We start from the raw sequence: 23,636 nt of genomic DNA on the forward strand, positions 1-23,636 counted from the left end.
GATCTATTCTCCCAGCCGCCCGTCAGGCGCGCTCCAAGGTCTTCGTCTCGGCGAGGACCTTGTAGATTTCCGTGAAGTCCCCGTCGGGAAAGGCCCCCAAGGCCTGCTTCCAGCAGGCGGCCACCCGCTCTCCGACGCCGCAGACCGTTCCCGCCTTCTTCACTTCGTCGAGGTAAAGCGCCACGTCCTTGGCCATGAGCGCCATGCGAAACCCGGCGTCGTAGGTTTCGGTCAGGATGCGGTTCGGAAACTTGTCGCTGGTCGCCGTATTGCGGCCCGTCGAAACATTCACCACGTCCAGCATGGTGCCCATGTCGAGACCATAGCGGCGCCCGAACAGCATTGCCTCCGAGGTCGCCACCATGGCGGTCGCGGAAAGAAAATTGTTGAGCAGCTTCAGGGCTTGGCCCTGACCGGGCGTCGGCCCGACGAGGAACACCGATCCGGAGAACGACTCCACCACGCTGCGCAGGCGCTCCAGCAAAGCGGCCGGGCCGCTCCACATGACCGCGATCGTTCCCCTGATGGCGCCCGTCCGTCCGCCGCTCACCGGAGAATCAACGAATGCAAGTCCGTGCTCCGCCAGCTGGAGATCCAGCAGGCGCGCGGCTGCCGGACCGATGGTGGAGAGCTCCACAACTGCCGTGGCCCGGCGCCCGGCCGCGGTGACGATCTGCTCCGCCACGGCCCTGGACACCGATCCGTCGGGCAGGGACAGGAAGATCACATCCGCGGACTGGGCGACCTCCGCCACGCTGCCGGCACGTCTGGCGCCGGGCGGCGCCTCCCGCGTCGGCGCGGCATCGTACGCCACCAGCGTCGCGCCGCTCGCCGCTATATGTCCCGCCATGGGGCCGCCCATGTCGCCGAGGCCGATGAAGCCGATGACCATGTCGCTCAAAGGCTTCCCTCCTTGTCGGGGTCGATGCCGTCTGCGGTCAGCACGTTGCGCGCATGGCGGAAAGCCTCCACTCCGCAAGGGACGCCGCAATAGACCGTGATCTGCAAAAGCACATCCCGGAGCTCGGCGAGGCTCAGCCCGTTGCGCATGGCGCCGCGGAAGTGGAGCTCGAACTCGGCCCATTTATTGAGGGCCGCCGTCATGCACAGATTGTTCATGCTGCGCTGCTTGTCGGTGAGGACAGTCTTTGTCCAGACTTCGCCCCAGCAATACGTGGTGATGAATGTCTGGAATTCCTGCGTGAACTTGTCGGCCGACTGGAGCGCCTTCTCGACGTAGGGCTCGGTGAGGACGCGCTTGCGGGCCGCAAGGCCGGCCTCGTACATCTCCATGTCCATCATTGTCTCCGCATGTGTCTTGTCGTCTGCCTTCGGCGCCACTTGGTGCAGCCGTTCCTCCGCCACGCGCCGGAGGTAGCCGAACGGCCCTCTCCGGCGCTGGCGCATCGAAGCGATCACGGTGTCAGCCGGGCTTCTTCACCAGAGGGCACATGCCCTGATCGAGCGGGCGGAACGCCTGATCGCCCGGAATGGTGGCGAGGATCCTGTAGAGATCCCAGGGCCCCTTGGAGTCCCCCGGCTTCTTGACCTCCACGAGGTACATGTCGTGCACCATGCGGCCATCCTCGCGCAGCCGGCCGTTGCGGGCGAAGGCGTCGGTGACGGGGAGCGCCCGCATCTTCTCCATCACCGGAGCGGCGGCGACGGTGCCGGCGGCGGCGACGGACTTCAAGTAATGGGACACGGCGGAATAGACGCCGGCCTGGTATTGCGTCGGCATCTTGCCGTGACGCTTCATGAACTCCTGGCTGAAGGCGCGGGACTGGTCGTCGCGATCCCAGTAGAAGCCCTCCATCAGGGTGAGTCCCTGGGCCACGGGGAGGCCGAGGGAATGGATGTCGGTGATGTTCACGAACATGCCGACGAGACGCTGGCCACCCTGCGCGATGCCGAACTCGGCCGCCTGCTTGATCGCGTTGATCGTATCGTTGCCGGCGTTGGTGAGGGCGACCACCTCGGCCTTCGAGGTCTGGGCCTGCAACAGGAAGGAGCCGAAGTCGGTCGTATTGAGGGGGTGGCGCACCCGACCGAGCACCTTGCCTCCGGAGCTTTCCACCACCGGAACGGACTCCCGCTCCTGGGCGTACCCGCCCTCATAGTCGACGACGAGGTAGAACCAGGTCTTCCCGCCCTGGGCGAGCACGGCCTTGGTCAGGCCGTTCGCCAGCGCGTAGCTGTCGGAGACCCAATGGGCACCGGTCGGCGAGCAGGCGGCGCCCGTCAGCTGGGGACTGACCGCGGACGTGTTGAGCACGATGCGGTCCTTCTCCTTGCCGATGCCTTGCACGGCGAGCGCGACGGCCGAATTGGGCACGTCCGTGATCATCTCGACGCCTTCCACGTCGAACCATTTCCGCGCGAGCGACGACCCGACGTCGGCCTTGTTCTGGTGATCGCCCTTCACGATCTCGATGGGCCGGCCCAGAACCTTCCCTCCGAACGCCTCGACCGCCATCTGCGCCGCGACAAGCGACCCTGTGCCGGCGAAATCGGCGTAGGGGCCGGCCATGTCCGACATCACGCCGATTTTCAGCGGCTGCGCCTGCGGTGCCGCACCGCTTTGGGCAAAGGCCGGCGCCTGAAGCGCGATGATGCCTCCCAGTGCCAGCACGGCGCCACGCCAGTCTCTTGTCCGCTTGCGCGTTTCGCGTGAATTCACCTGAACTCCTCCCTTGAATTCATGTTGTTCTGACCACGGTCAGCGGGTCCGTTCTTTGGCAGACCCTCCTCCTGCACCAACAGATGCTTTTTTCTTATATGTTCGCTTGCCCGGCCATCCGCAGGCTCGTGCGCGAGGCGCGACCTCATGCATTACTGTAGGAAACTTCAACGAAATAACCTTGCCCTACGCCGCGATGCGCCCGTCGCAGAGCCCGTCTGCAGCGCGACTTTACGGCTCTCCAGGTGGTGGGCATAATGCGAATGTCGGTCCATCATATAATGTTATGTTATAGGGCAAGCATGCGCTTCAAGCTGAGGCAGATGGAGGCGTTCCGTGCCGTGATGCTCACGGGCTCCATGAATGGAGCCGCAAAGCTGCTTTTCATCTCGCAGCCGGCCGTGAGCCGCCTCATCGCCTACACCGAGCAGAGCCTGGGGCTTCAGTTGTTCGAGCGGGCTCGCGGCAAGCTCAAGCCGACTCACGAGGCGGAACTGCTGTTTCGCGAGGTGGACCGGCTCTACGAGGAAGCGGTGCGCATCGACGAGCTTGCCCGCGATCTCACGCTGCGCTCGAGCGGCACGCTGGACCTTTGCTCCAGCCCCAGCCTTGCAATCAACTACATGCCGCCGATCGTCGCCCGGTTCCTGGAGCAATACCCCGGCGTCCACCTGCGCTTCCGCACCACGCTCACGAGCCACATGGCGCACGAGCTGCTCAGCAGGCAGGCCGATGTCGCGGTCTCCGTGCTGCCGGTGGACCATCCCAACCTCGTGGTGGAGCCGTTCGCCGAAGGGCGCATGGTCTGCATCATGCCGGAAGGCCATGCGTTGGAGCAGAAGCGCGAGGTCAGCCTGGCCGAGGTCGCCGCCTATCCGCTTGTCCTCTACAGCCGATCCATTCCATTCGGCCAGATGGTGTCGGGAGCCTTCCAGCGGGCGGGTGTCGAGTGGCGGGTGAAGGTGGACATCCTGCGTGCCGAGCAGGCCTGCGCGCTGGTGCGCGCGGGCGTCGGCATCGCCATCGTCGACCAGTTTTCCGTCGGAGACGGCGGATGGTTGGGGATCAGCGTCCGTCAGCTGAAGGAGCCGATCCCCCTGACCCTGAGCATCGTTCGATCCCGCCTGGACCGCCCCTCCCGGACCACGCGCAACTTCACCGCGTTGCTGAAGGAAAAGTCGTCGACCGCCTGCTCGGCATGAAGTGCGGTCTAGGTGGCCTTGGCCTCCGTCGTGGAGCCACCCGCGCCATGCACACGAACGCGCTGCATGACCGCTGTGCGCGCGCGACGCCAGACGGCCGTCCCTCTCCGAGCCCGCCGCCCCCGCCGCGATGGACCAGCCTCCAACCCGGCTCCGAAACAGAAAAGGCCGCCCGGAGGCGGCCTTTTCCCTTTATCGCGGCGTCACACGCCGGCGGATCACTCCGCCGCGTCGGCCGGGCCCTGCACCAGCGGCTGGCCCTCGGTCTGCTCGTCGCGGGTGGCGACGATGAGGTCGTCGCGGTTGGTCGCGATGGTCCGCAGGCGGTTCATCTGGGCGCCGGTGCCGGCCGGGATGAGGCGGCCGACGATGACGTTCTCCTTCAGGCCTTCGAGCGGATCGATCTTGCCGTTGACCGCCGCTTCCGTGAGGACGCGGGTCGTCTCCTGGAACGAGGCCGCCGAGAAGAAGGAGCGGGTCTGCAGCGACGCCTTGGTGATGCCGAGCAGCACGGGATGGCCGGTGGCGGGCTTCTTCGCCTCTTCCGCCGCCTTCTCGTTCGCCTCGAGGAACTCGAGCCGGTCCACCTGCTCGCCGTCGAGGAAGTCGGTCTCGCCGGCGTCGTCGATCTCCACCTTCTGCAGCATGTTCCGGACGATCACCTCAATGTGCTTGTCATTGATGTTCACGCCCTGGAGCCGGTAGACCTCCTGGATCTCGTTCACGAGGAAGGCCGCAAGCTCTTCCACGCCCTTGATCGCCAGGATGTCGTGCGGCGCCGGGTTGCCGTCGACGATGAAGTCGCCCTTCTCCACCACGTCGCCGTCCTGGAGATGGATGTGCTTGCCCTTGGGGATCAGGTACTCGACCGGATCCGAACCGTCGCTCGGCTCGATGGAGAGCCGGCGCTTGTTCTTGTAGTCGCGGCCGAACCGGATGGTGCCGGAGATCTCCGCGATGATGGCCGCGTCCTTGGGACGACGCGCCTCGAACAGCTCCGCCACGCGCGGCAGGCCGCCCGTGATGTCGCGGGTCTTGGCGCTTTCCATGGGCACGCGGGCCACCGCGTCGCCGGCCTTCAGGCTCTGGTTCGGGTCGACCGAGATGATCGCCTCCACCGGGAGCGGATAGCGGGCGTCGCCGCCGCGCGGCAGCTTGGAGACCTTGCCGTCCTTCCCCTTGATGAGGATGGCCGGGCGCAGCTCCGGTCCGCGACCGGCGCGGCTGTCGGTCACGACGCGCTTGGCGATGCCGGTCGATTCGTCGACCGTCTCGTTCATGGACGCGCCTTCCACCAGGTCCTCGAAGGCCACCGTGCCGTCCACCTCGGTGAGGATCGGACGGGTGTAGGGGTCCCACTCGGCGATGCGCTGGCCGCGCTTGATGGTGTCGCCCTCGTCCACCTTGAGGCGGGCGCCGTACTGCACGCGGTTCACCGCGCGCTCGGTGCCGTCGAGGTCGACAATGACCACCGCGAGGTTGCGGCCCATGACCACGAGGTCGCCGTCCGAGTTCCGCGCCACGTTGCGGTTGCGGATGCGGACCGTGCCCTCGAAGTTGCTTTCCACGAACGACGAGTCGGCGAGGGTCGCCGCGCCGCCGATATGGAAGGTGCGCATGGTGAGCTGGGTGCCCGGCTCGCCGATGGACTGGGCGGCGATGACGCCCACCGCCTCGCCCATGTTGACCGGCGTGCCGCGGGCGAGATCGCGCCCGTAGCAGGTGGCGCACACGCCGTTGCGCGTCTCGCAGGTCAGCACCGACCGGATCTTGATCTCCTGGATGCCCGACTTGTTGATGCGCTCGATGTGCGGCTCCTCGATCATCGTGCCGCGGGGCACGATGACGGTGCCGGTCGCCGGCTCCACCACGTCCTCGGCAGCCGTGCGGCCGAGGACGCGCGAGGCGAGCGAGGCCACGATCTGGCCCGCGTCGACGATGGCGCGCATGTGGATTCCCTTGTCCGAGCCGCAGTCGCGCTCGGTGATGATGGAATCCTGCGCCACGTCCACGAGGCGGCGGGTGAGGTAACCCGAGTTCGCGGTCTTCAGAGCGGTGTCGGCAAGGCCCTTTCGCGCGCCGTGGGTGGAGTTGAAGTACTCCATCACGGTCAGGCCTTCCTTGAAGTTCGAGATGATCGGGCTCTCGATGATCTCGCCCGACGGCTTGGCCATGAGGCCGCGCATGCCGGCGAGCTGCTTCATCTGGGCCGGCGACCCACGCGCTCCGGAGTGGCTCATCATGTAGATCGAGTTGATCTGCTTCTCGCGGCCGGTCTTCGGGTCCCGCTTCACGGACGAGATTTCCTTCATCATCTCGTCGGCGATGCGGTCCGTGCACTTGCCCCAGGCGTCAACGACCTTGTTGTACTTCTCGCCCTGGGTGATGAGGCCGTCGTTGTACTGCTGCTCGTATTCCTTGGTGAGGGCGCGGGTCTCCTCCACCAGGTCCCACTTCTTCTTCGGCACCACCATGTCGTCCTTGCCGAACGAGATGCCGGCGCGGAACGCGTTGTAGAAGCCGAGCGCCATGATGCGGTCGCAGAAGATCACGCTCTCCTTCTGACCGCAGTGCCGGTAGACGGCATCGATCATGTTGGAGATTTCCTTCTTCGTCATCAGCTTGTTGACGACGTCGTAGGACAGCTTCGGATCCTTCGGCAGCAGCTCGCCGATCTTCATGCGACCGGGCGTGGTCTCATAGATCTTGGAGTATTCCTTGCCGTCGGCGCCGAGGCCGATGTAGCGGCCCTTGATCTTGGTGTGCAGCGTGATCGCCTTGGCGTTCAGCGCGTGGTCGATCTCGGCCATGTTGGCGAAGAGCATGCCCTCGCCGGGCTCCTTCTCGCGCATGATCGAGAGATAGTAGAGGCCGAGCACGATGTCCTGCGACGGCACGATGATGGGCTGGCCGTTCGCCGGGTGCAGGATGTTGTTGGTGGACATCATCAGCACGCGCGCTTCCAGCTGGGCTTCCAGCGAGAGCGGCACGTGGACGGCCATCTGGTCACCGTCGAAGTCGGCGTTGAACGCCGAGCAGACGAGCGGGTGCAGTTGGATCGCCTTGCCCTCGATCAGCACCGGCTCGAACGCCTGGATGCCGAGGCGGTGGAGCGTCGGCGCGCGGTTCAGCATCACCGGGTGCTCGCGGATCACCTCGTCGAGGATGTCCCACACCTCGGGACGCTCCTTCTCCACCAGCTTCTTGGCCTGCTTCACCGTGGCCGAGTGGCCCTTGGCGTCGAGGCGCGAGTAGATGAACGGCTTGAACAGCTCCAGCGCCATCTTCTTGGGCAGGCCGCACTGGTGCAACTTCAGCTCCGGACCCACCACGATCACCGAGCGGCCGGAATAGTCCACGCGCTTGCCGAGCAGGTTCTGGCGGAAGCGGCCCTGCTTGCCCTTGAGCATGTCGGCGAGCGACTTGAGGGGACGCTTGTTGGCGCCGGTGATGACGCGGCCGCGGCGGCCGTTGTCGAACAGCGCGTCAACCGCCTCCTGAAGCATGCGCTTCTCGTTGCGGATGATGATGTCCGGCGCACGCAACTCGATCAGCCGCTTGAGGCGGTTGTTGCGGTTGATGACGCGGCGGTACAGGTCGTTCAGGTCGGAGGTCGCGAACCGGCCGCCGTCGAGGGGGACGAGCGGGCGCAGGTCTGGCGGGATCACCGGCACGTGGGTGAGGATCATCCACTCCGGCTTGTTGCCGGACTGCTGGAAGGCCTCGACGATCTTGAGGCGCTTCGCGAGCTTCTTGGGCTTGAGCTCGGTGGTGGCCTCGGAGATCTCGACGCGCAGGTCGGCGGCGATCTTGTCGAGGTCCATGCCGCGCAGGATCTCGCGGATGGCCTCGGCGCCGATCATGGCGGTGAAGGCGCTCTCGCCATACTCGTCCTGGGCGCGCAGGTACTCGTCCTCGGAGAGGAGCTGACGGTACTTGAGCTTGGTGATGCCCGGCTCGGTCACCACGAAATACTCGAAGTACAGGATGCGCTCGAGGTCCTTGAGCGTCATGTCGAGCAGCAGGCCGATGCGGCTCGGCAGCGACTTCAGGAACCAGATGTGCGCCACCGGGGCAGCAAGCTCGATGTGGCCCATGCGCTCGCGCCGCACGCGCGAGAGGGTGACCTCGACGCCGCACTTCTCGCAGATGATGCCCTTGTACTTCATCCGCTTGTACTTGCCGCACAGGCACTCGTAGTCCTTGATGGGACCGAAGATGCGCGCGCAGAACAGGCCGTCACGCTCGGGCTTGAACGTGCGGTAGTTGATGGTCTCCGGCTTCTTGATCTCGCCGTAGGACCAGGACTTGATCTTATCCGGGCTCGCGATGGAGATGCGGATCTGATTGAAGGTGGGGGCCGGAACGGTCGGATTGAAGACGTTCAGGACTTCCTGGTTCATAAGCTGGCTCCCAGACGAAGTGGGCCTTTATTCGATCCTGACCGGCCGAACGCCGGTCAGGCTGTCCGCGCGAGGCGGAGGACGGGGCGGCCGCGTGGGCCGCGCACCCGTCAGGTGTTCTCGAGGTCGACGTTCAGGCCGAGCGAGCGCATTTCCTTCACGAGCACGTTGAAGCTCTCCGGAATGCCGCTCTCGAACGTGTCCTCGCCGCGCACGATGGCCTCGTAGACCTTGGTGCGGCCGGCCACGTCGTCCGACTTCACGGTCAGCATCTCCTGCAGCGTGTAGGCGGCGCCGTACGCTTCCAGCGCCCACACCTCCATTTCGCCGAAGCGCTGGCCGCCGAACTGCGCCTTGCCGCCCAGCGGCTGCTGGGTCACGAGCGAGTAGGGGCCGATGGAGCGGGCGTGGATCTTGTCGTCGACCAGGTGGTGGAGCTTCAGCATGTAGATGTAGCCCACGGTCACCTTACGATCGAACGGCTCGCCGGTGCGCCCGTCATACAGCGTCGACTGGCCGGAGGGATCGAGCCCCGCCCGCTCCAGCTCGTGCTCGATGTCCGCCTCGTGGGCGCCGTCGAACACCGGAGTGGCCATCGGCACGCCCTTGCGCAGGTTCTCGCCGAGCTCGGGCAGCTCGGTGTCCTTGAGCTGCTCGATCTCGTCCTTGCCGTAGATGGTCTCCAGCCGCTCGCGCAGGGGCTTCAGGTCCTGGCGCGCATAATAGGCTTCCGCCGCGGCGGCCACCTGCCGGCCGAGGCCCGCGCAGGCCCAGCCGAGATGCGTCTCCAGGATCTGCCCGACGTTCATGCGCGAGGGCACGCCCAGCGGGTTCAGCACGATGTCCACGTTGGTGCCGTCCTCGAGGAACGGCATGTCCTCCACCGGCACGATGCGCGAGACCACGCCCTTGTTGCCGTGGCGGCCGGCCATCTTGTCGCCGGGCTGGATCTTGCGCTTCACCGCGACGAAGACCTTGACCATCTTCATCACGCCGGGGGGCAGCTCGTCGCCGCGCTGCAGCTTCTCGACCTTGTCGAGGAAGCGCTGCTCGAGGCGCTTCTTGGAGTCGTCGTACTGGGCGCGGATCGCCTCCAGCTCGGCCATGATGGCGTCGTCGGCGACCGCGAACAGCCACCACTGCGAGCGCGGATACTCGGTGAGGATCTCGCGGGTGACCTGGGTCTCCTTCCGGAAGCCCTTGGGCCCGGCGATGGCGACCTTGCCGTCGAGGATCTCGGTCAGGCGGCCGTAGACGTTGCGATCGAGGATCGCCTGCTCGTCGTCACGGTCCTTGGCGAGACGCTCGATCTCCTCGCGCTCGATGGCCAGGGCGCGCTCGTCCTTGTCCACGCCATGGCGGTTGAACACGCGCACCTCGACGATGGTGCCGGTGGTGCCGGGGGGCAGGCGCAGGGACGTGTCGCGCACGTCGGCGGCCTTCTCGCCGAAGATGGCGCGCAGGAGCTTTTCCTCCGGCGTCATCGGGCTCTCGCCCTTCGGCGTGATCTTGCCCACCAGGATGTCGCCCGCGCGGACCTCGGCGCCGATGTAGACGATGCCGGCCTCGTCGAGATTCTTCAGCGCCTCTTCCGAGACGTTGGGAATGTCGCGGGTGATTTCCTCCGGCCCGAGCTTGGTGTCGCGGGCCATGCACTCGAATTCCTCGATGTGGATCGAGGTGAACACGTCTTCCTTGACGATGTTCTCCGAGAGCAGGATGGAGTCCTCGAAGTTGTAGCCGTTCCACGGCATGAACGCGACCAGCACGTTCCGGCCGAGCGCCAGCTCGCCGAGCTCGGTGGAGGGACCGTCGGCGATGATGTCGCCCTTCTTCACCGCGTCACCCACGCGCACCAGCGGACGCTGGTTGATGCAGGTGGACTGGTTGGAGCGCTGGAACTTCATCAGCCGGTAGATGTCGACGCCCGACTTGGAGGGGTCGTTCTCCTCCGTGGCGCGGATGACGATACGGGTGGCATCCACCTGATCGATCACGCCGGTGCGGCGGGCGGCGATGGCGGCGCCGGAATCGCGGGCCACCACGGCCTCCATGCCGGTGCCCACCAGCGGCGCCTGCGAGCGCACCAGCGGCACCGCCTGGCGCTGCATGTTGGAGCCCATGAGCGCGCGGTTGGCGTCGTCGTTCTCAAGGAACGGGATGAGCGCCGCGGCGACCGAAACGAGCTGCTTCGGCGACACGTCCATGAAGTCCACGCGGTCGGGGGCGACCATCAACACGTCGCCGGCGTGGCGGCAGATGATGAGGTCTTCCTCGAAGCGGCCGTCCTTGTCGAGCGGGATGTTCGCCTGCGCGACGTAATACTTCCCCTCCTCCATGGCGGAGAGATAGACCACCTCGTCGGTGACCTTCGAATCCACCACGCGGCGGTAGGGCGCCTCGATGAAGCCGTACTTGTTCACGCGGGCGAAGGTCGCCAGCGAGTTGATGAGGCCGATGTTCGGGCCTTCCGGCGTCTCGATCGGGCAGATGCGGCCGTAGTGGGTCGGGTGCACGTCGCGCACCTCGAAGCCGGCGCGCTCGCGGGTCAGACCGCCCGGGCCAAGCGCCGAGAGACGCCGCTTGTGCGTGATCTCGGAGAGCGGGTTGGTCTGGTCCATGAACTGCGAGAGCTGGGACGAGCCGAAGAACTCGCGCACCGCCGCCGCCACCGGCTTGGCGTTGATGAGGTCCTGCGGCATCACGGTGTCGATGTCCACCGAGGACATGCGCTCCTTGATGGCGCGCTCCATGCGCAGCAGGCCGACGCGGTACTGGTTCTCCATGAGCTCGCCGACCGAGCGGACGCGGCGGTTGCCCAGGTGATCGATGTCGTCGATCTCGCCCTTGCCGTCGCGCAGCTCCACCAGCGTCTTGATGACCGAGAGGATGTCCTCGCGGCGCAGCACGCGCACGGTGTCGGGGCAGTCGAGGTCGAGGCGCATGTTCATCTTCACGCGGCCGACCGCGGAGAGGTCGTAGCGCTCCGGATCGAAGAACAGCGAGTGGAACATGGCCTGCGCGCTGTCGAGCGTCGGCGGCTCGCCCGGACGCATCACGCGGTAGATGTCGAAGAGCGCGTCCTCGCGGGTCACGTTCTTGTCGGCCGAGAGCGTGTTGCGGATGTAGGCGCCGGTGTTGACGTGGTCGATGTCGAGCACCGGGATCTCGTTGTATCCCGCTTCCTCGAGCAGCTTCAGCGTCTTCTCGGTGATCTCGTCGCCGGCCTCGACGTGGATCTCGCCGGTGGCGGCGTCCACGAGGTCCTCGGCGATGTACTGGCCGACCATCTCCTCGTCGGAGACCTTGAGGAACTTCAGGCCCTTCTCGGCCAGCTGGCGGGCGGCCCGCACGGTCAGCTTCTTGCCGGCCTCGAGCACGACCTCGCCGGTGTCGGCGTCGATCATGTCGGAGACGGCCTTGTAGCCCTTCATCCGCTTGGGATCGAACGGCATGCGCCAGCCGTCCTTCGCGCGCTCGAAGGGAATGGTCTCGTAGAAGGTCGAGAGGATCTCCTCGGAATCGAGGCCCAACGCATAGAGCAGGCTCGTCACCGGGATCTTGCGGCGCCGGTCGATGCGCGCATAGACGATGTCCTTGGCGTCGAACTCGATGTCGAGCCAGGACCCGCGATACGGGATGATGCGCGCGGCGAACAGGAGCTTGCCCGAGGAATGGGTCTTGCCCTTGTCGTGGTCGAAGAACACGCCCGGCGAGCGGTGCATCTGGGAGACGATGACGCGCTCGGTGCCGTTCACGATGAACGTGCCGTTCATGGTCATGAGCGGGATGTCGCCGGTGTAGACGTCCTGCTCCTTGATGTCCTTCACCGACTTGGCGCCGGTATCGGGATCCACATCGAACACGATCAGGCGCAGCGTCACCTTGAGCGGCGCGGCAAACGTCATGCCGCGCTGGCGGCACTCGTCCACGTCATACTTCGGCGGCTCGAACTCGTAGCGCACGAACTCCAGCATGGCGGCGCCGGAGAAGTCGGAGATCGGGAAGACCGACTTGAACACCGCCTGCAGGCCGTCGTCGTCGCGTCCGCCCTTGGGCTCCTCGATCTGGAGGAACTGGTCGTAGGACGCCTTCTGAACCTCGATGAGGTTCGGCATCTCGGCCACTTCCTTGATCTTGCCGAAGAACTTGCGGATCCGCTTCCGACCGGTGAACGTTTGCGCCATCTCGATCCTCGTCCGTCCTGGTCCTGTCGGGCCGGCGCCCCTTGCCTCCGTCAGGAGGGCGGGGCTCGCCGCGCCGGCACCGGAACCTTTCCATGCCATCGGCGCCTTTAGGGTTGGGGGCGAAAACGCCATCCCCTTTCAGCACCATGACGGCTCTCCCGGCAGCCTCGGGCCTTGCGACCTGATAGGCTGCCGGGAGAACCGTCTCTCCTCGCGCACCGGCCTCACCGGCCGGCTATGAAGAGGTCCCGGCCATGCGGCCGGGACCCCCGAAGTCAAAGGCTCACTTGAGCTCGACCTTGGCGCCAGCCTTCTCGAGCTGGGCCTTGAGCTTCTCGGCCTCGTCCTTGGCCACGCCTTCCTTGACGGGCTTGGGAGCGCCTTCCACCAGATCCTTGGCCTCCTTCAGGCCGAGACCGGTGATGGCGCGGACTTCCTTGATGACCTCGATCTTCTTGTCGCCGGCGCCAGCCAGGACAACGGTGAACTCGGTCTGCTCTTCCACCGCGGCGGCGGCAGCGCCGGCGCCGGGGGCAGCGGCCACAGCCACGGCGGCAGCGGCGGAAACGCCCCACTTCTCCTCGAGGAGCTTCGCCAGCTCGGCGGCCTCGAGCACGGTGAGGGAGGACAGCTCGTCAACGAGCTTGGTCAGGTCAGCCATGGGATATTCCTTAAGATAGGTTCGGATTTTCGAATTGCGAGATCAGGCCGCCTGTGGCGGCCGCGGCCTCACGCTGCTTCGTCCTGCTTGGCATAGGCCCCGAACACGCGGGCGAGCTTGGCCGCCGGTGCCGTGGTGAGCTGCGCAATCTTGGTCGCCGGAGCCTGGATGAGGCCGACGAGCTTGGCACGCAGTTCGTCCAGGGACGGGAGTGTGGCGAGCGCCTTCACACCGTCCACGTTGAGGGCCGTCTTGCCCATCGCGCCGCCGAGGATCACGAACTTGTCGTTGGCCTTGGCGAAGTCGACGGCAACCTTCGGCGCCGCCACCGGATCATCCGAATAGGCGATCACGGTGGGTCCCTTGAGCAGGGACGCCACATGGGCGACGTCGGAGCCTTCCAGAGCGATTTTGGCGAGGCGGTTCTTGGCCACCTTCACGGTCGCACCCTCGGCCTTCATCTGTCGACGGAGTTTCGACATCTGGGCCACGGTGAGGCCGGAATAGTGGGCGACCACGACGACGGAAGTGGACTTGAACACTTCCGTGAGCGTCGTGACGAGCTCTTGTTTTTCCGCTCGATCCACGTCTGGCTCTCTTTAAGCCTTGGCGGCACCTTGCCCCGAAGGGCTCAGTTCCGCCGGTTGCGCCTTGCCGCGCGCCGCGACCTTTGCCGAAGCCGGCATGAAGGCCGCGATCCGCGACGCTCTCATGCCCTGTCCCCTCTCGATCCGGGGCACGGGCGAACCGTGACGCGGAGCGCAAGGCGCTGGTTCCGAACCGATCTTCCTCCCCGCCCGCACTGGCAGGCGGAGGCAAATTCCGGTCTTCCCCGTCTATGCTGGCTCTCCAGGGGCCGCCTCCGGGAGGCGGGTGGCGAGAATTAAGCCTTGAGCGAACGCCGAATTCAGCGATCATCAGGGCGCCGGCAGTCTCGGACAGGACTTCCGCCTGCCTCCTTCCGCCTACGGGCCGGCAGGCCACGCTTGCGGATATCTGACAGACGATTAGGCCGGGCGGGCGAACCCTCCCAGCCCTTTCACCCCGTCAAGGGCGAAAGCTCAGATACCTGACCGGGCGGCAAGCCGCCCGGAAACAAGCCATATACTCGGTTCCCGCCACCTTGTCACGTCCTCCGTGCATTTTTCGCGCCGGACGACGGGTGGCAGCATCTCACGCCGGGCGGGCGGCGCCGGTCACGGCGGGGCGGCGGGGCGCCACGGCAGCCTGTGCGGCGGGCACGTCGGCCGGCACCGCCGTCGCCTCCACCGCGGCCTCGCGGGCCAGGCGGCGGATGTCCGAGCGGCTGATGCCCATGTCGGCGAGCTCGCGATCGCTCAGCCGGGCCAGCTCGTCGGTGACGCGGCGGCGCATGATCTCGCCGGCGAACACGTTGCGCAGGGCGACGCCAAGGGTCTGGAGCGCGAACATCTCATCCTCCTCGTGCGGCCGTACGCATGATGCACCGCACTGGTGAGGAGAAATTATCCCGCATTGCAGCGTGGCAGTAGCGCCGCAAACGCAGCCCTGCCCCGACCTGACGCCGGGGCTGGCGCAACGTTCCGGAAAGGATGGCGCGCCCCGCCGGCCACCGGACGCGAAAAGGCCGGGCGCTCGGCCCGGCCTTTCCAGAATGCGCAACCTCTTGGCCGATCAGGCCGAAAGGACGGTCGACGGCTCGATCTTGAGGCCCGGGCCCATGGTGGAGGACACCGCCACGCGCTGCACATAGGTGCCCTTGGCGCCGGCGGGCTTGGCCTTCACCACCGCGTCCACGAAGGCGCGGATGTTCTCAGCCAGCTTGTCCACCGGGAAGGAGGCCTTGCCCACGCCGCCGTGGATGATGCCCGCCTTCTCGACGCGGAACTCCACCGCGCCGCCCTTGGCGGCGCCGACGGCGCCCTTCACGTCCATGGTCACGGTGCCGACCTTCGGGTTCGGCATCAGGCCGCGCGGGCCGAGCACCTTGCCGAGACGGCCGACCAGCGGCATCAGGTCCGGGGTCGCGATGCAGCGATCGAACTCGATCTTGCCGCCCTGGATGGTCTCCAGCAGGTCCTCGGCGCCGACGATGTCGGCACCGGCGGCCTTGGCCTCGTCGGCCTTGGCGCCGCGGGCGAACACCGCCACGCGCACCGTACGGCCGGAGCCGTTCGGCAGGTTGCAGACGCCACGGACCATCTGGTCGGCGTGACGGGGATCGACGCCCAGGTTCAGCGCGACCTCGATGGTCTCGTCGAACTTGGCGGTCGCGCGCTCCTTGAGGAGGTTCAGAGCCTCGTCCAGCCCGTACAGCTTGACGCGGTCGATGCCCTCGTTCGCGGCGCGGATACGCTTGCCAGCCTTCGCCATGGCGCTCACCCCTGAACCTGCAGGCCCATGGAACGGGCCGAACCTTCGATCATCTGGACGGCGGCCTCGACGGTCTCGCAGTTCAGATCCTTCATCTTCTTCTCGGCGATCTCCGCGAGCTGGGCGCGCGTGACCTTGCCAACGAAGGTGCCCTTGCCGGGCGTCTTGGAGCCGGTGCCGGGCTTCTTCTTCGTGTCGAGGCCGGCGGCCTTCTTCAGGAAGTAGGAGACCGGGGGGGTCTTCAGCTCGAAGGTGAAGGAGCGGTCCTGGTAGGCGGTGATGACGACCGGGATCGGCATGCCCTTCTCGAGCTGCGCCGTCTGGGCGTTGAACGCCTTGCAGAATTCCATGATGTTCAGGCCGCGCTGGCCGAGCGCGGGACCAATCGGCGGGGCCGGATTGGCGCTGCCGGCGGGCACCTGCAGCTTGACGTAGCCGGTAATTTTCTTCGCCATTGCAACAACTCCCAATATGCGCCGCAGCCCCGCATCGGGGTGCGGCCGGGATCGCGTGGTTCGGGACGGCGGGGCGCTTGGCGAGACGCCCCCTTCCCTCCCACGCCGGCGCCCGCTCGCGCGGAGCGCCCGACTTCAGGCGGCCCGAAGGCCACCCTTTCGGATCAGACCTTCTCGACCTGACCGAATTCCAGTTCCACCGGCGTTGCGCGGCCGAAGATGGACACCGCCACCTTCAGGCGCGAGCGGCTGTCGTCGACCTCTTCCACGATGCCGTTGAAGGAGGCGAAGGGCCCGTCGGAGACCTTCACGGTCTCGCCCACCTCGAACGAGATCGACGGCTTCGGCCGCTCGATGCCTTCCTGCACCTGCTGCAGGATGCGCATGGCCTCAGTCTCGGAGATCGGCATGGGCTTGTTGTCGGCGCCCAGGAAGCCGGTGACCTTCGGCGTGTTCTTGATGAGATGGAACGCCTCGTCGGTGAGGTCCATCTTCACCAGCACATAGCCGGGGAAGAACTTGCGCTCGGTGTCGACCTTCCGGCCGCGCCGCACCTCGACCACCTTCTCGGTGGGCACGAGGATCTGCTCGAACAGGTCGGTCAGCCCGCGCTGATCAGCCTGCTCGCGGATCGAATCGGCCACCTTCTTCTCGAAGTTGGAATAGGCGTGAACGATGTACCAGCGCTTTGCCATGAATGCCTCCCGCCTCAATGCCCGATGGTGAGCAGGGCGGAGACGCCGAACTGGATGATCTGGTCGGCGACGAGGAAGAAGATCGAGGCGAGCAGCACCATCACGAACACCATGGCGGTGGTGATGAGCGTCTCGCGCCGGGTCGGCCAGGTGACCTTCGCCGTTTCGGCGCGGACCTGCTGAAAGAACTCGACAGGACTGTTCTTCGCCATGTGTCGCCGGCGGCCCCTTGGGAAAACCCGGTGGCCGCCACCTCTCTCTCGCGACGCCGGGCGCCGCATGAAATGTCCGTTCCGCCGGCACCGGCTCGAAGGGATGTCCTTGCGAGGCCCTGCTGCGGGATTCCAAAATGCGGCGCTCCGGTCGCGCGTGCCGCGCCCATCGCCGCCGTCTGCCTGCCCTGCCGCCCGCCCCTCTCCGGGAACCTGGACTGGCAGGAGTGGAGGGACTCGAACCCCCAACCCCCGGTTTTGGAGACCGGTGCTCTAACCAGTTGAGCTACACTCCTAGGCCGACACCTTGAAGGGGAGCCGATGCCCGCCGGCTTCAAGGGTAGACTCCGCCGCGCCGGGGAGTGACCCAGCGCATCGGACGGGTGTGTGTAGTGGCATGCGGCGCGCGTGTAAAGGGGGATGGCGAACACGCCACAGGAACCTCATCCGCCCCGTTCGCTCAAGGCACGGCCTGCGCGGGGGTCGCGTTGCGCAGGAGCCGGAAAACCTCTGGCAGGTTCGCGGCAGACAGATCGAACGGAGCCGTCGGCCGCTTCGCCAGCCCGAACACGTCGCCTTCGAAGAACAGGCTTTTTGTGGCGACATCCGTGTCGCGTCCAATGCACAGGCGCTCGTGAAGCCGCCAATCAATTTGCCTCGTGTAGAAGGCATTCGGCTCGACGCAGATCCGGAAATCTTCAGCCGTCCACGTCCCGTACTGCAAGGATTTCTCGTACGAGGTCCACACCACGAGACGGCCGCCTTCAGCACCCTCTTGGGGCGCCTCAAAGTAGGCGATGGCGTCGTACACATCGCGGCCGGGGCGATAGTGAAGCCCGACAATGTTTTCTGGCAGGAGCAGAGGGAAGGACACATAGGTCCGATCTCCCAGCGCCTGTGCGCGGCGTTGAGCGAATTCCCCTGCCGCCGCAGGCATCCCCATCGCCAGCAGGACCAGAGCGACGACATTCAACCGTCCGATCATGCGTCCCCCGAAAGCAGTGACTTCGCCAAACGAAAAAGGCGGCGCCCGAAGGCGCCGCCCTGTTCCGTCACGCTCCGGACTCGAGGTCCAGCGCTGCGATCACTCGATGATCGCAGCCACCACCCCTGCTCCAACCGTGCGGCCGCCTTCACGGATGGCGAAGCGCAGCTTCTCTTCCATGGCGATCGGCACGATCAGGTGCACGTCCATGGACACGTTGTCGCCGGGCATCACCATCTCGGTGCCTTCCGGCAGCGTGCACACGCCGGTCACGTCCGTCGTGCGGAAGTAGAACTGCGGGCGGTAGTTGGTGAAGAACGGCGTGTGGCGGCCGCCCTCTTCCTTCGTCAGGATGTAGGCCTCGGCCTTGAACTTGGTGTGCGGCTTCACCGAACCCGGCTTGCACACGACCTGGCCGCGCTCCACGTCCTCGCGCTTGGTGCCGCGCAGCAGGATGCCGACGTTGTCGCCAGCCTGGCCCTGATCGAGCAGCTTGCGGAACATCTCGACGCCGGTGACCGTGGTCTTCACGGTCGGACGGATGCCGACGATCTCCACTTCCTCGCCCACCTTGATGATGCCGCGCTCGACGCGACCGGTCACCACGGTGCCGCGGCCGGAGATCGAGAACACGTCCTCGATCGGCATCAGGAACGGCAGGTCGATCGGACGCTCGGGCTGCGGGATGTAGGCGTCGACCGCCTCCATCAGCTTCAGCACCGCGTTCTTGCCCAGCTCCGGATCGCCGTTCTCAAGCGCAACCAGCGCAGAGCCGCGCACGATCGGGATGTCGTCGCCGGGGAAGTCGTACTTCGAGAGGAGCTCGCGCACCTCCATCTCCACGAGCTCGAGGAGCTCGGGATCGTCGACCATGTCGCACTTGTTCAGGAACACCACCAGCGCCGGCACGCCCACCTGACGGGCGAGCAGGATGTGCTCGCGGGTCTGCGGCATCGGGCCGTCGGCCGCCGAAACCACCAGGATCGCGCCGTCCATCTGCGCCGCGCCGGTGATCATGTTCTTCACGTAGTCGGCGTGCCCGGGGCAGTCGACGTGCGCGTAGTGGCGGTTGCTGGTCTCATACTCCACGTGCGCGGTCGAGATCGTGATGCCGCGCGCCTTCTCTTCCGGCGCCTTGTCGATCTGGTCGTACGCCGTGAAGGTCGCGCCGCCCGTCTCGGCAAGGATCTTCGTGATCGCAGCCGTCAGCGACGTCTTGCCGTGGTCCACGTGACCGATCGTGCCGATGTTGCAGTGCGGCTTCGAGCGGTTGAACTTCTCTTTGGCCATCGTTCTCTCTCAGTCGGTCAGCGCCCAGCACGGGCCGCGCGAAAAAGCCGGGCGTGGGATAGGGGGTTTCTCCTACTTCTGCAAGAGCCAGCCGCGATAGGCCTCGGCGAACTTGCGCACGAGGCCCGCGCCCGGCTCGTTGCCGGAGGAGCTCTCGACCGCCGAGGCGACCGCGCTCGAAAGCCCGCCCAGGAGCGGCGTGGCGACGCGCAGGTCGGGAGAATCAAGCACCGTCGCGCCCTGCGCGTCCACCAGCTGCACCCGGGCGGAGAGCATCGCCACCTGGTCCGTGAACATGCGCCGCGCCACCGAGGGCACGTCGAAGCGCTGGAGGTGCACCACCATCCTCACCGGCTTCTGGCCGGAGAGAATGCTCTGCGTCGCCGCTGGCATCTCCTGCTGGAACAGGGTGGTCGCCTGCGACAGGGCGAAGGCGGCGAGCGCCGGGTCCTCCTTGATGGGGCGGGTGCGGATGCGCGTCAGCGTCTCCTGGTCGAGCGCGTGGGCGGCGATGAAGGCCTCCTCCTCGGCCGGCCAGGCACCGAACGCCTGCGCCCCCTTCACCTCCACCGCCGCGAGGCGGAACTGCCCGAGGTCGCCCGCCGTCAGCGAGGGGCCAGGCACGGAGGCGCAGGCCGCGAGCACCATCAGCAGCAGCGGCAGGACGACGATCTTGAGGCGCACGCGTTTCTCCCGTCGCACGAGGCGAGAGGAAGCTGCCCCGGACAACCTGAGGATGAAAGCGGAAACTTGACCTTGCGTCAGAGCGCCGCGCGAGGCGCTGGAGCGGGTGAAGGGAATCGAACCCTCGTATTCAGCTTGGAAGGCTGCTGCTCTACCATTGAGCTACACCCGCGCTGCGCGACGCTTAACACAGGCCCGTGCCCCGCGGAAGCCGCCGCGATGGCTGGCCCGCCGGCTGGGGACAAGCCGGACAATACCGCGCGACAGCGTGCCGGCCCCTTGCGGGAACCGGGCGGACGCTGACGCCTGTCGGCTGGCCTGCGCGACGATGACGGGTGGTGGAGGGGGTTGGATTCGAACCAACGTAGGCAGAGCCAACGGATTTACAGTCCGTCCCCTTTAACCACTCGGGCACCCCTCCATAACGACGCCCGTCATCGTTCAGACCCGGGCCTTGCGGCCAGGGCTTCGAGCCGGACTGGTGATGCAGGAGAACGCCAGCGGGCCGAAGGCAGCGACAAGCAAGCTCAAATCGCCGTCCGAGGCCGGGTTTATGTGAAAGCGGCGCGCCGAAGTCAACCGGAAATGCGCCGGCTGCGACGGTCCTGTGGACGGCGGGATCGCGAACCCGGTCTCAGGCGCCGCCACGGGCCTCCGGCCGCCGCCCCGGGAGCACCGGCGCAGACGCCGCGCCTGCGCCGGCCCCGCCGCCCCTTGCGCCGGGCGCGGCCGCATCCGGTCCCGCCGCCCCTTGCGCCGGGCGGCGGGGTCTGACAAAGCCATCCCATGTCCGACCATCCCCGCGAGCCCCGCCGCCCCGGTTCCCGCCCCGCCTTCGCCCAGCGCCCCGGCGGCCGGTCCGGCGCGCCCTTTCCGCCCCGCCGCGCCAAGGGCGGCAAGGCCCCGCCATGGGCCGGCGCGGACGACGTGGCGCTGCTCTACGGCTGGCACACGGTGGCGGAGGCGCTGGCGAACCCGAAGCGCAAGTTCCGCCGCATCCTCGCCACCGAGAATGCGGTGAACCGGCTGGCCGAGGAGGGGCTGACCCTGCCTGTCGCGCCGGAACTGGTGCGCCCCTCGGAGATCGACAAGCTGCTGGGACCGGACGCGGTGCATCAGGGCCTTCTGGCCGAGGTGGACCACCTACGCTCGCCGCCGCTGAAGGACATCGCCAAGACCGATCTCGTGCTGGTGCTGGACCAGATCACCGACCCGCACAACGTGGGCGCCATCGTGCGCTCGGCGGCGGCTTTCGGGGTGAGCGCCATCGTCACCACCGCGCGCCACAGCCCGGTGGCCACCGGCGTGCTGGCCAAGAGCGCCTCGGGCGGGCTCGAGCACGTGCCGTTCTGCCTGGTGCAGAACCTCGCGCGCGCGCTCACGGAGCTCAAGGACAACGGCATGCTGGTGGTGGGCCTCGACAGCGAGGGCCCGGCCGACCTCGAGGACACGCCGCTGCGCGCGCCGCTCGCGCTGGTGCTCGGCGCCGAGGGCAAGGGCCTGCGCCAGCTCACCCGCGAGACCTGCGACGTGCTTGCCCGCATCGACCTGCCGGGCGCCATCAAGAGCCTGAACGTCTCCAATGCGGCCGCGCTCTCCCTGGGCATGGCGCGACGGATGATGAAGCGGGCCTGAGGCCCGATCCCGCAATGCAGCAGGCGGCAGGCGAGCACCTTCGCGCCTGCACCTAATACCTTTTGCCAATCGAAAGTTTAACGCCCGTCCGCCAACGTTACGTCATGGCGCGCAAAGCGCCCTGCCCTGTCGAAAATCCGCACGCCAACACCAAGGCGGAACGAAGGGCCGAAGGAAGGAACGCCCCGCAGCCCGCCGCACCCCACCGTGCCGGCGGGCGAACGTGCATTTTCCGCCCGGCCCCTCCTCGACAAGGCTCGTGTTCGGCTTCGATTCCGCCCCGGCGGAGCCCGACAACGGGAGGGACCACGTCCATGAGCGTTACGACAGCAACCGCAGGCGCCAAGGCGCGCCCGATGACCCGGGAGGAGAAGAAGGTCATCTTCGCCTCCTCGCTCGGCACGGTGTTCGAGTGGTACGATTTCTATCTGTACGGCTCGCTCGCGGCGATCATCGGCGCGCAGTTCTTCAGCGCCTATCCGCCGGCGACGCGTGACATCTTCGCCCTTTTGGCCTTCGCCGCCGGCTTCCTGGTGCGTCCGTTCGGCGCCATCGTGTTCGGGCGCGTCGGCGATCTCGTGGGCCGCAAGTACACCTTCCTCGTCACCATCCTGATCATGGGCCTGTCGACCTTCATCGTCGGCATCCTGCCCAGCGCCGCCTCCATCGGCATCGCCGCGCCCATCATCCTCATCGTGCTGCGCCTGTTGCAGGGCCTCGCGCTCGGCGGCGAGTACGGCGGCGCCGCGACCTACGTGGCGGAGCACGCCCCGCATGGGCGGCGCGGCTTCTACACCTCGTGGATCCAGACCACCGCGACGCTGGGCCTGTTCCTGTCGCTCATCATCATCCTGGTCACCCGCACCGTCGTCGGCGAGCAGAACTTCGCGGCCTGGGGCTGGCGCATTCCCTTCCTCGTCTCCATCGCGCTGCTCGGCATCTCGGTCTGGATCCGCCTCCAGCTGTCCGAATCGCCGACCTTCCAGAAGATGAAGGAGGAGGGCACCACCTCGAAGGCGCCGCTGAAGGAGGCCTTCGGCCAGTGGGGCAACTTCAAGATCGTGCTGCTCGCCCTGTTCGGCCTCGTCGCGGGCCAGGGCGTGGTCTGGTACACGGGCCAGTTCTATGCCCTGTTCTTCCTGCAATCGATCCTGAAGGTGGACGGCTACACCTCGAATCTCTTGATCGCGTGGTCGCTGGTGTTCGGCACGGGCTTCTTCGTGCTCTTCGGCTGGCTCTCCGACAAGATCGGCCGCAAGCCCATCATCCTGGCCGGCTGCCTGATCGCCGCAGCGAGCTACTTCCCGCTGTTCAACATGATCACCACCTACGCCAACCCGGCGCTGGAGAAGGCGATCCAGAACGTGCGCGTGACCGTGGTGGCCGATCCCGGCAATTGCGGCAGCCTGTTCAACCCTGTCGGCACCCGCGTCTACACCCAGCCGTGCGACCTCGCCCGCGACTTCCTCGCCAAGTCGTCGGTGAAGTACACCACCGAGCCCGCCCCCGCCGGCTCGCCGGTGCAGGTGAAGGTGAACGACACCGTGGTTCCCTACTCGCCTGACTTCAGCAAGGCGACCACCGCGGCCCTCCAGGCGGCGGGCTACCCGTCGGCAGCGACCAACAAGGACGTGGTGAGGATGGCGCATCCGTTCGACATCTTCCGCCCGCAGGTGGCGGCGGTGATCGGGCTCCTGTTCATCCTCGTGCTGTTCGTGACCATGGTGTACGGCCCGATCGCGGCGGCTCTCGTGGAGCTGTTCCCGGCCCGCATCCGCTACACCTCCATGTCGCTGCCGTATCACATCGGCAACGGCTGGTTCGGCGGCCTGCTGCCGGCCACCGCCTTCGCCATGGTGGCCGCCACCGGCGACATCTACTACGGCCTCTGGTATCCGATCGTGATCGCCCTGATGACCTTCGTCATCGGCCTCCTGTTCGTGCCCGAGACCAAGGATCGCAACATCGATCACTGGCACTGACGCCAGCGCGCGGCCCCGCGCCGCGCGGCCGCCGCACACAGCCCGCACGACGCGGCCCCGCCCTCCGGCGGGGCCGTTTCGTTTCCGGCCGCTTGTCCGCGTTTTGCGGCGCTGGTACAGCATGGGCCGGAGCCGGGTTAGCACAGCGGTAGTGCAGCGGTTTTGTAAACCGAAGGTCGGGGGTTCGATCCCCTCACCCGGCACCATCCCCGC

General features: G+C 66.7%; 17 protein-coding genes, 4 tRNA genes and 1 pseudogene. 4 read left to right on the forward strand and 18 right to left on the reverse strand.

Features of this window, described 5'->3' with window-relative positions; all coding sequences use genetic code 11:
* Positions 1-22: 22 nt before the first annotated feature.
* From V5F49_RS07510 to V5F49_RS07520, 3 genes are read right to left on the reverse strand one after another with little or no spacing between them, the layout of a single operon-like run.
* Positions 23-892: an NAD(P)-dependent oxidoreductase gene (locus V5F49_RS07510; protein ID WP_394117973.1), complete on the reverse strand. Its 870-nt coding sequence runs from the start codon at positions 890-892 to the stop codon at positions 23-25.
* A 5-nt stretch (positions 893-897) separates the two neighbouring features.
* Entirely contained in the window at positions 898-1,419 is a 522-nt protein-coding gene (locus tag V5F49_RS07515) for a carboxymuconolactone decarboxylase family protein (protein WP_394117972.1), read from the reverse strand.
* Positions 1,420-1,423: 4 nt separating this feature from the next.
* Positions 1,424-2,632 (reverse strand): ABC transporter substrate-binding protein, encoded by a 1,209-nt coding sequence (locus V5F49_RS07520; protein WP_509210760.1) that lies wholly within the window; start codon positions 2,630-2,632, stop codon positions 1,424-1,426.
* A gap of 350 nt (positions 2,633-2,982) precedes the next feature.
* On the opposite strand from V5F49_RS07520, the gene V5F49_RS07525 reads away from it, so the two are divergent.
* Positions 2,983-3,882 (forward strand): LysR substrate-binding domain-containing protein, encoded by a 900-nt coding sequence (locus tag V5F49_RS07525; protein ID WP_394117970.1) that lies wholly within the window; start codon positions 2,983-2,985, stop codon positions 3,880-3,882.
* 218 nt (positions 3,883-4,100) lie between these two features.
* Here V5F49_RS07525 and rpoC read toward each other — a convergent pair whose 3' ends face one another.
* The 15 genes and pseudogenes from rpoC to V5F49_RS07600 all read right to left on the reverse strand — a co-directional run bounded on the left by rpoC (position 4,101) and on the right by V5F49_RS07600 (position 20,227).
* A complete protein-coding gene (gene rpoC / locus V5F49_RS07530; RefSeq protein ID WP_394117969.1) occupies positions 4,101-8,285 on the reverse strand; it encodes a DNA-directed RNA polymerase subunit beta' in 4,185 nt (1,394 codons plus the stop codon).
* Positions 8,286-8,395: 110 nt separating this feature from the next.
* Complete coding sequence (gene rpoB / locus V5F49_RS07535) at positions 8,396-12,472, reverse strand: DNA-directed RNA polymerase subunit beta (protein WP_394117968.1); 4,077 nt, start codon at positions 12,470-12,472, stop codon at positions 8,396-8,398.
* A 283-nt stretch (positions 12,473-12,755) separates the two neighbouring features.
* A complete protein-coding gene (rplL, locus tag V5F49_RS07540; protein ID WP_394117967.1) occupies positions 12,756-13,133 on the reverse strand; it encodes a 50S ribosomal protein L7/L12 in 378 nt (125 codons plus the stop codon).
* 68 nt (positions 13,134-13,201) lie between these two features.
* On the reverse strand, positions 13,202-13,720 hold the full coding sequence (gene rplJ / locus V5F49_RS07545; RefSeq protein WP_394117966.1) for a 50S ribosomal protein L10: 519 nt from the start codon (positions 13,718-13,720) through the stop codon (positions 13,202-13,204).
* A gap of 685 nt (positions 13,721-14,405) precedes the next feature.
* Positions 14,406-14,486: pseudogene (locus tag V5F49_RS07550) on the reverse strand (YjiS-like domain-containing protein); the annotation flags it as partial.
* Positions 14,487-14,786: 300 nt separating this feature from the next.
* The gene (gene rplA / locus V5F49_RS07555) at positions 14,787-15,485 is read right to left on the reverse strand and encodes a 50S ribosomal protein L1 (protein ID WP_394117965.1); all 699 of its coding nucleotides are present in this window, start codon (positions 15,483-15,485) and stop codon (positions 14,787-14,789) included.
* Between the two features lie 5 nt (positions 15,486-15,490).
* The gene (gene rplK / locus V5F49_RS07560) at positions 15,491-15,940 is read right to left on the reverse strand and encodes a 50S ribosomal protein L11 (RefSeq protein WP_394117964.1); all 450 of its coding nucleotides are present in this window, start codon (positions 15,938-15,940) and stop codon (positions 15,491-15,493) included.
* 164 nt (positions 15,941-16,104) lie between these two features.
* The gene (nusG, locus tag V5F49_RS07565) at positions 16,105-16,635 is read right to left on the reverse strand and encodes a transcription termination/antitermination protein NusG (protein WP_394117963.1); all 531 of its coding nucleotides are present in this window, start codon (positions 16,633-16,635) and stop codon (positions 16,105-16,107) included.
* A gap of 14 nt (positions 16,636-16,649) precedes the next feature.
* Entirely contained in the window at positions 16,650-16,847 is a 198-nt protein-coding gene (gene secE / locus V5F49_RS07570; protein ID WP_394117962.1) for a preprotein translocase subunit SecE, read from the reverse strand.
* Between the two features lie 219 nt (positions 16,848-17,066).
* Positions 17,067-17,143 (reverse strand) — tRNA-Trp (locus V5F49_RS07575).
* Between the two features lie 164 nt (positions 17,144-17,307).
* Entirely contained in the window at positions 17,308-17,832 is a 525-nt protein-coding gene (locus tag V5F49_RS07580; protein ID WP_394117961.1) for a hypothetical protein, read from the reverse strand.
* 99 nt (positions 17,833-17,931) lie between these two features.
* Complete coding sequence (tuf, locus tag V5F49_RS07585; RefSeq protein WP_509210716.1) at positions 17,932-19,122, reverse strand: elongation factor Tu; 1,191 nt, start codon at positions 19,120-19,122, stop codon at positions 17,932-17,934.
* 72 nt (positions 19,123-19,194) lie between these two features.
* Complete coding sequence (locus V5F49_RS07590) at positions 19,195-19,806, reverse strand: hypothetical protein (RefSeq protein ID WP_394117661.1); 612 nt, start codon at positions 19,804-19,806, stop codon at positions 19,195-19,197.
* Between the two features lie 98 nt (positions 19,807-19,904).
* Positions 19,905-19,978: transfer RNA gene (locus V5F49_RS07595), tRNA-Gly, on the reverse strand.
* 164 nt (positions 19,979-20,142) lie between these two features.
* Positions 20,143-20,227: transfer RNA gene (locus V5F49_RS07600), tRNA-Tyr, on the reverse strand.
* Between the two features lie 365 nt (positions 20,228-20,592).
* On the opposite strand from V5F49_RS07600, the gene rlmB reads away from it, so the two are divergent.
* The 3 genes from rlmB to V5F49_RS07615 all read left to right on the forward strand — a co-directional run bounded on the left by rlmB (position 20,593) and on the right by V5F49_RS07615 (position 23,629).
* A complete protein-coding gene (gene rlmB, locus V5F49_RS07605) occupies positions 20,593-21,441 on the forward strand; it encodes a 23S rRNA (guanosine(2251)-2'-O)-methyltransferase RlmB (RefSeq protein WP_394117662.1) in 849 nt (282 codons plus the stop codon).
* Between the two features lie 314 nt (positions 21,442-21,755).
* On the forward strand, positions 21,756-23,423 hold the full coding sequence (locus V5F49_RS07610) for an MFS transporter (RefSeq protein ID WP_394117663.1): 1,668 nt from the start codon (positions 21,756-21,758) through the stop codon (positions 23,421-23,423).
* Positions 23,424-23,554: 131 nt separating this feature from the next.
* Positions 23,555-23,629: transfer RNA gene (locus tag V5F49_RS07615), tRNA-Thr, on the forward strand.
* Positions 23,630-23,636: the final 7 nt, after the last annotated feature.

Source organism: Xanthobacter lutulentifluminis (assembly GCF_043194675.2).
In the GTDB taxonomy this organism is placed as follows: Bacteria; Pseudomonadota; Alphaproteobacteria; order Rhizobiales; family Xanthobacteraceae; genus Xanthobacter.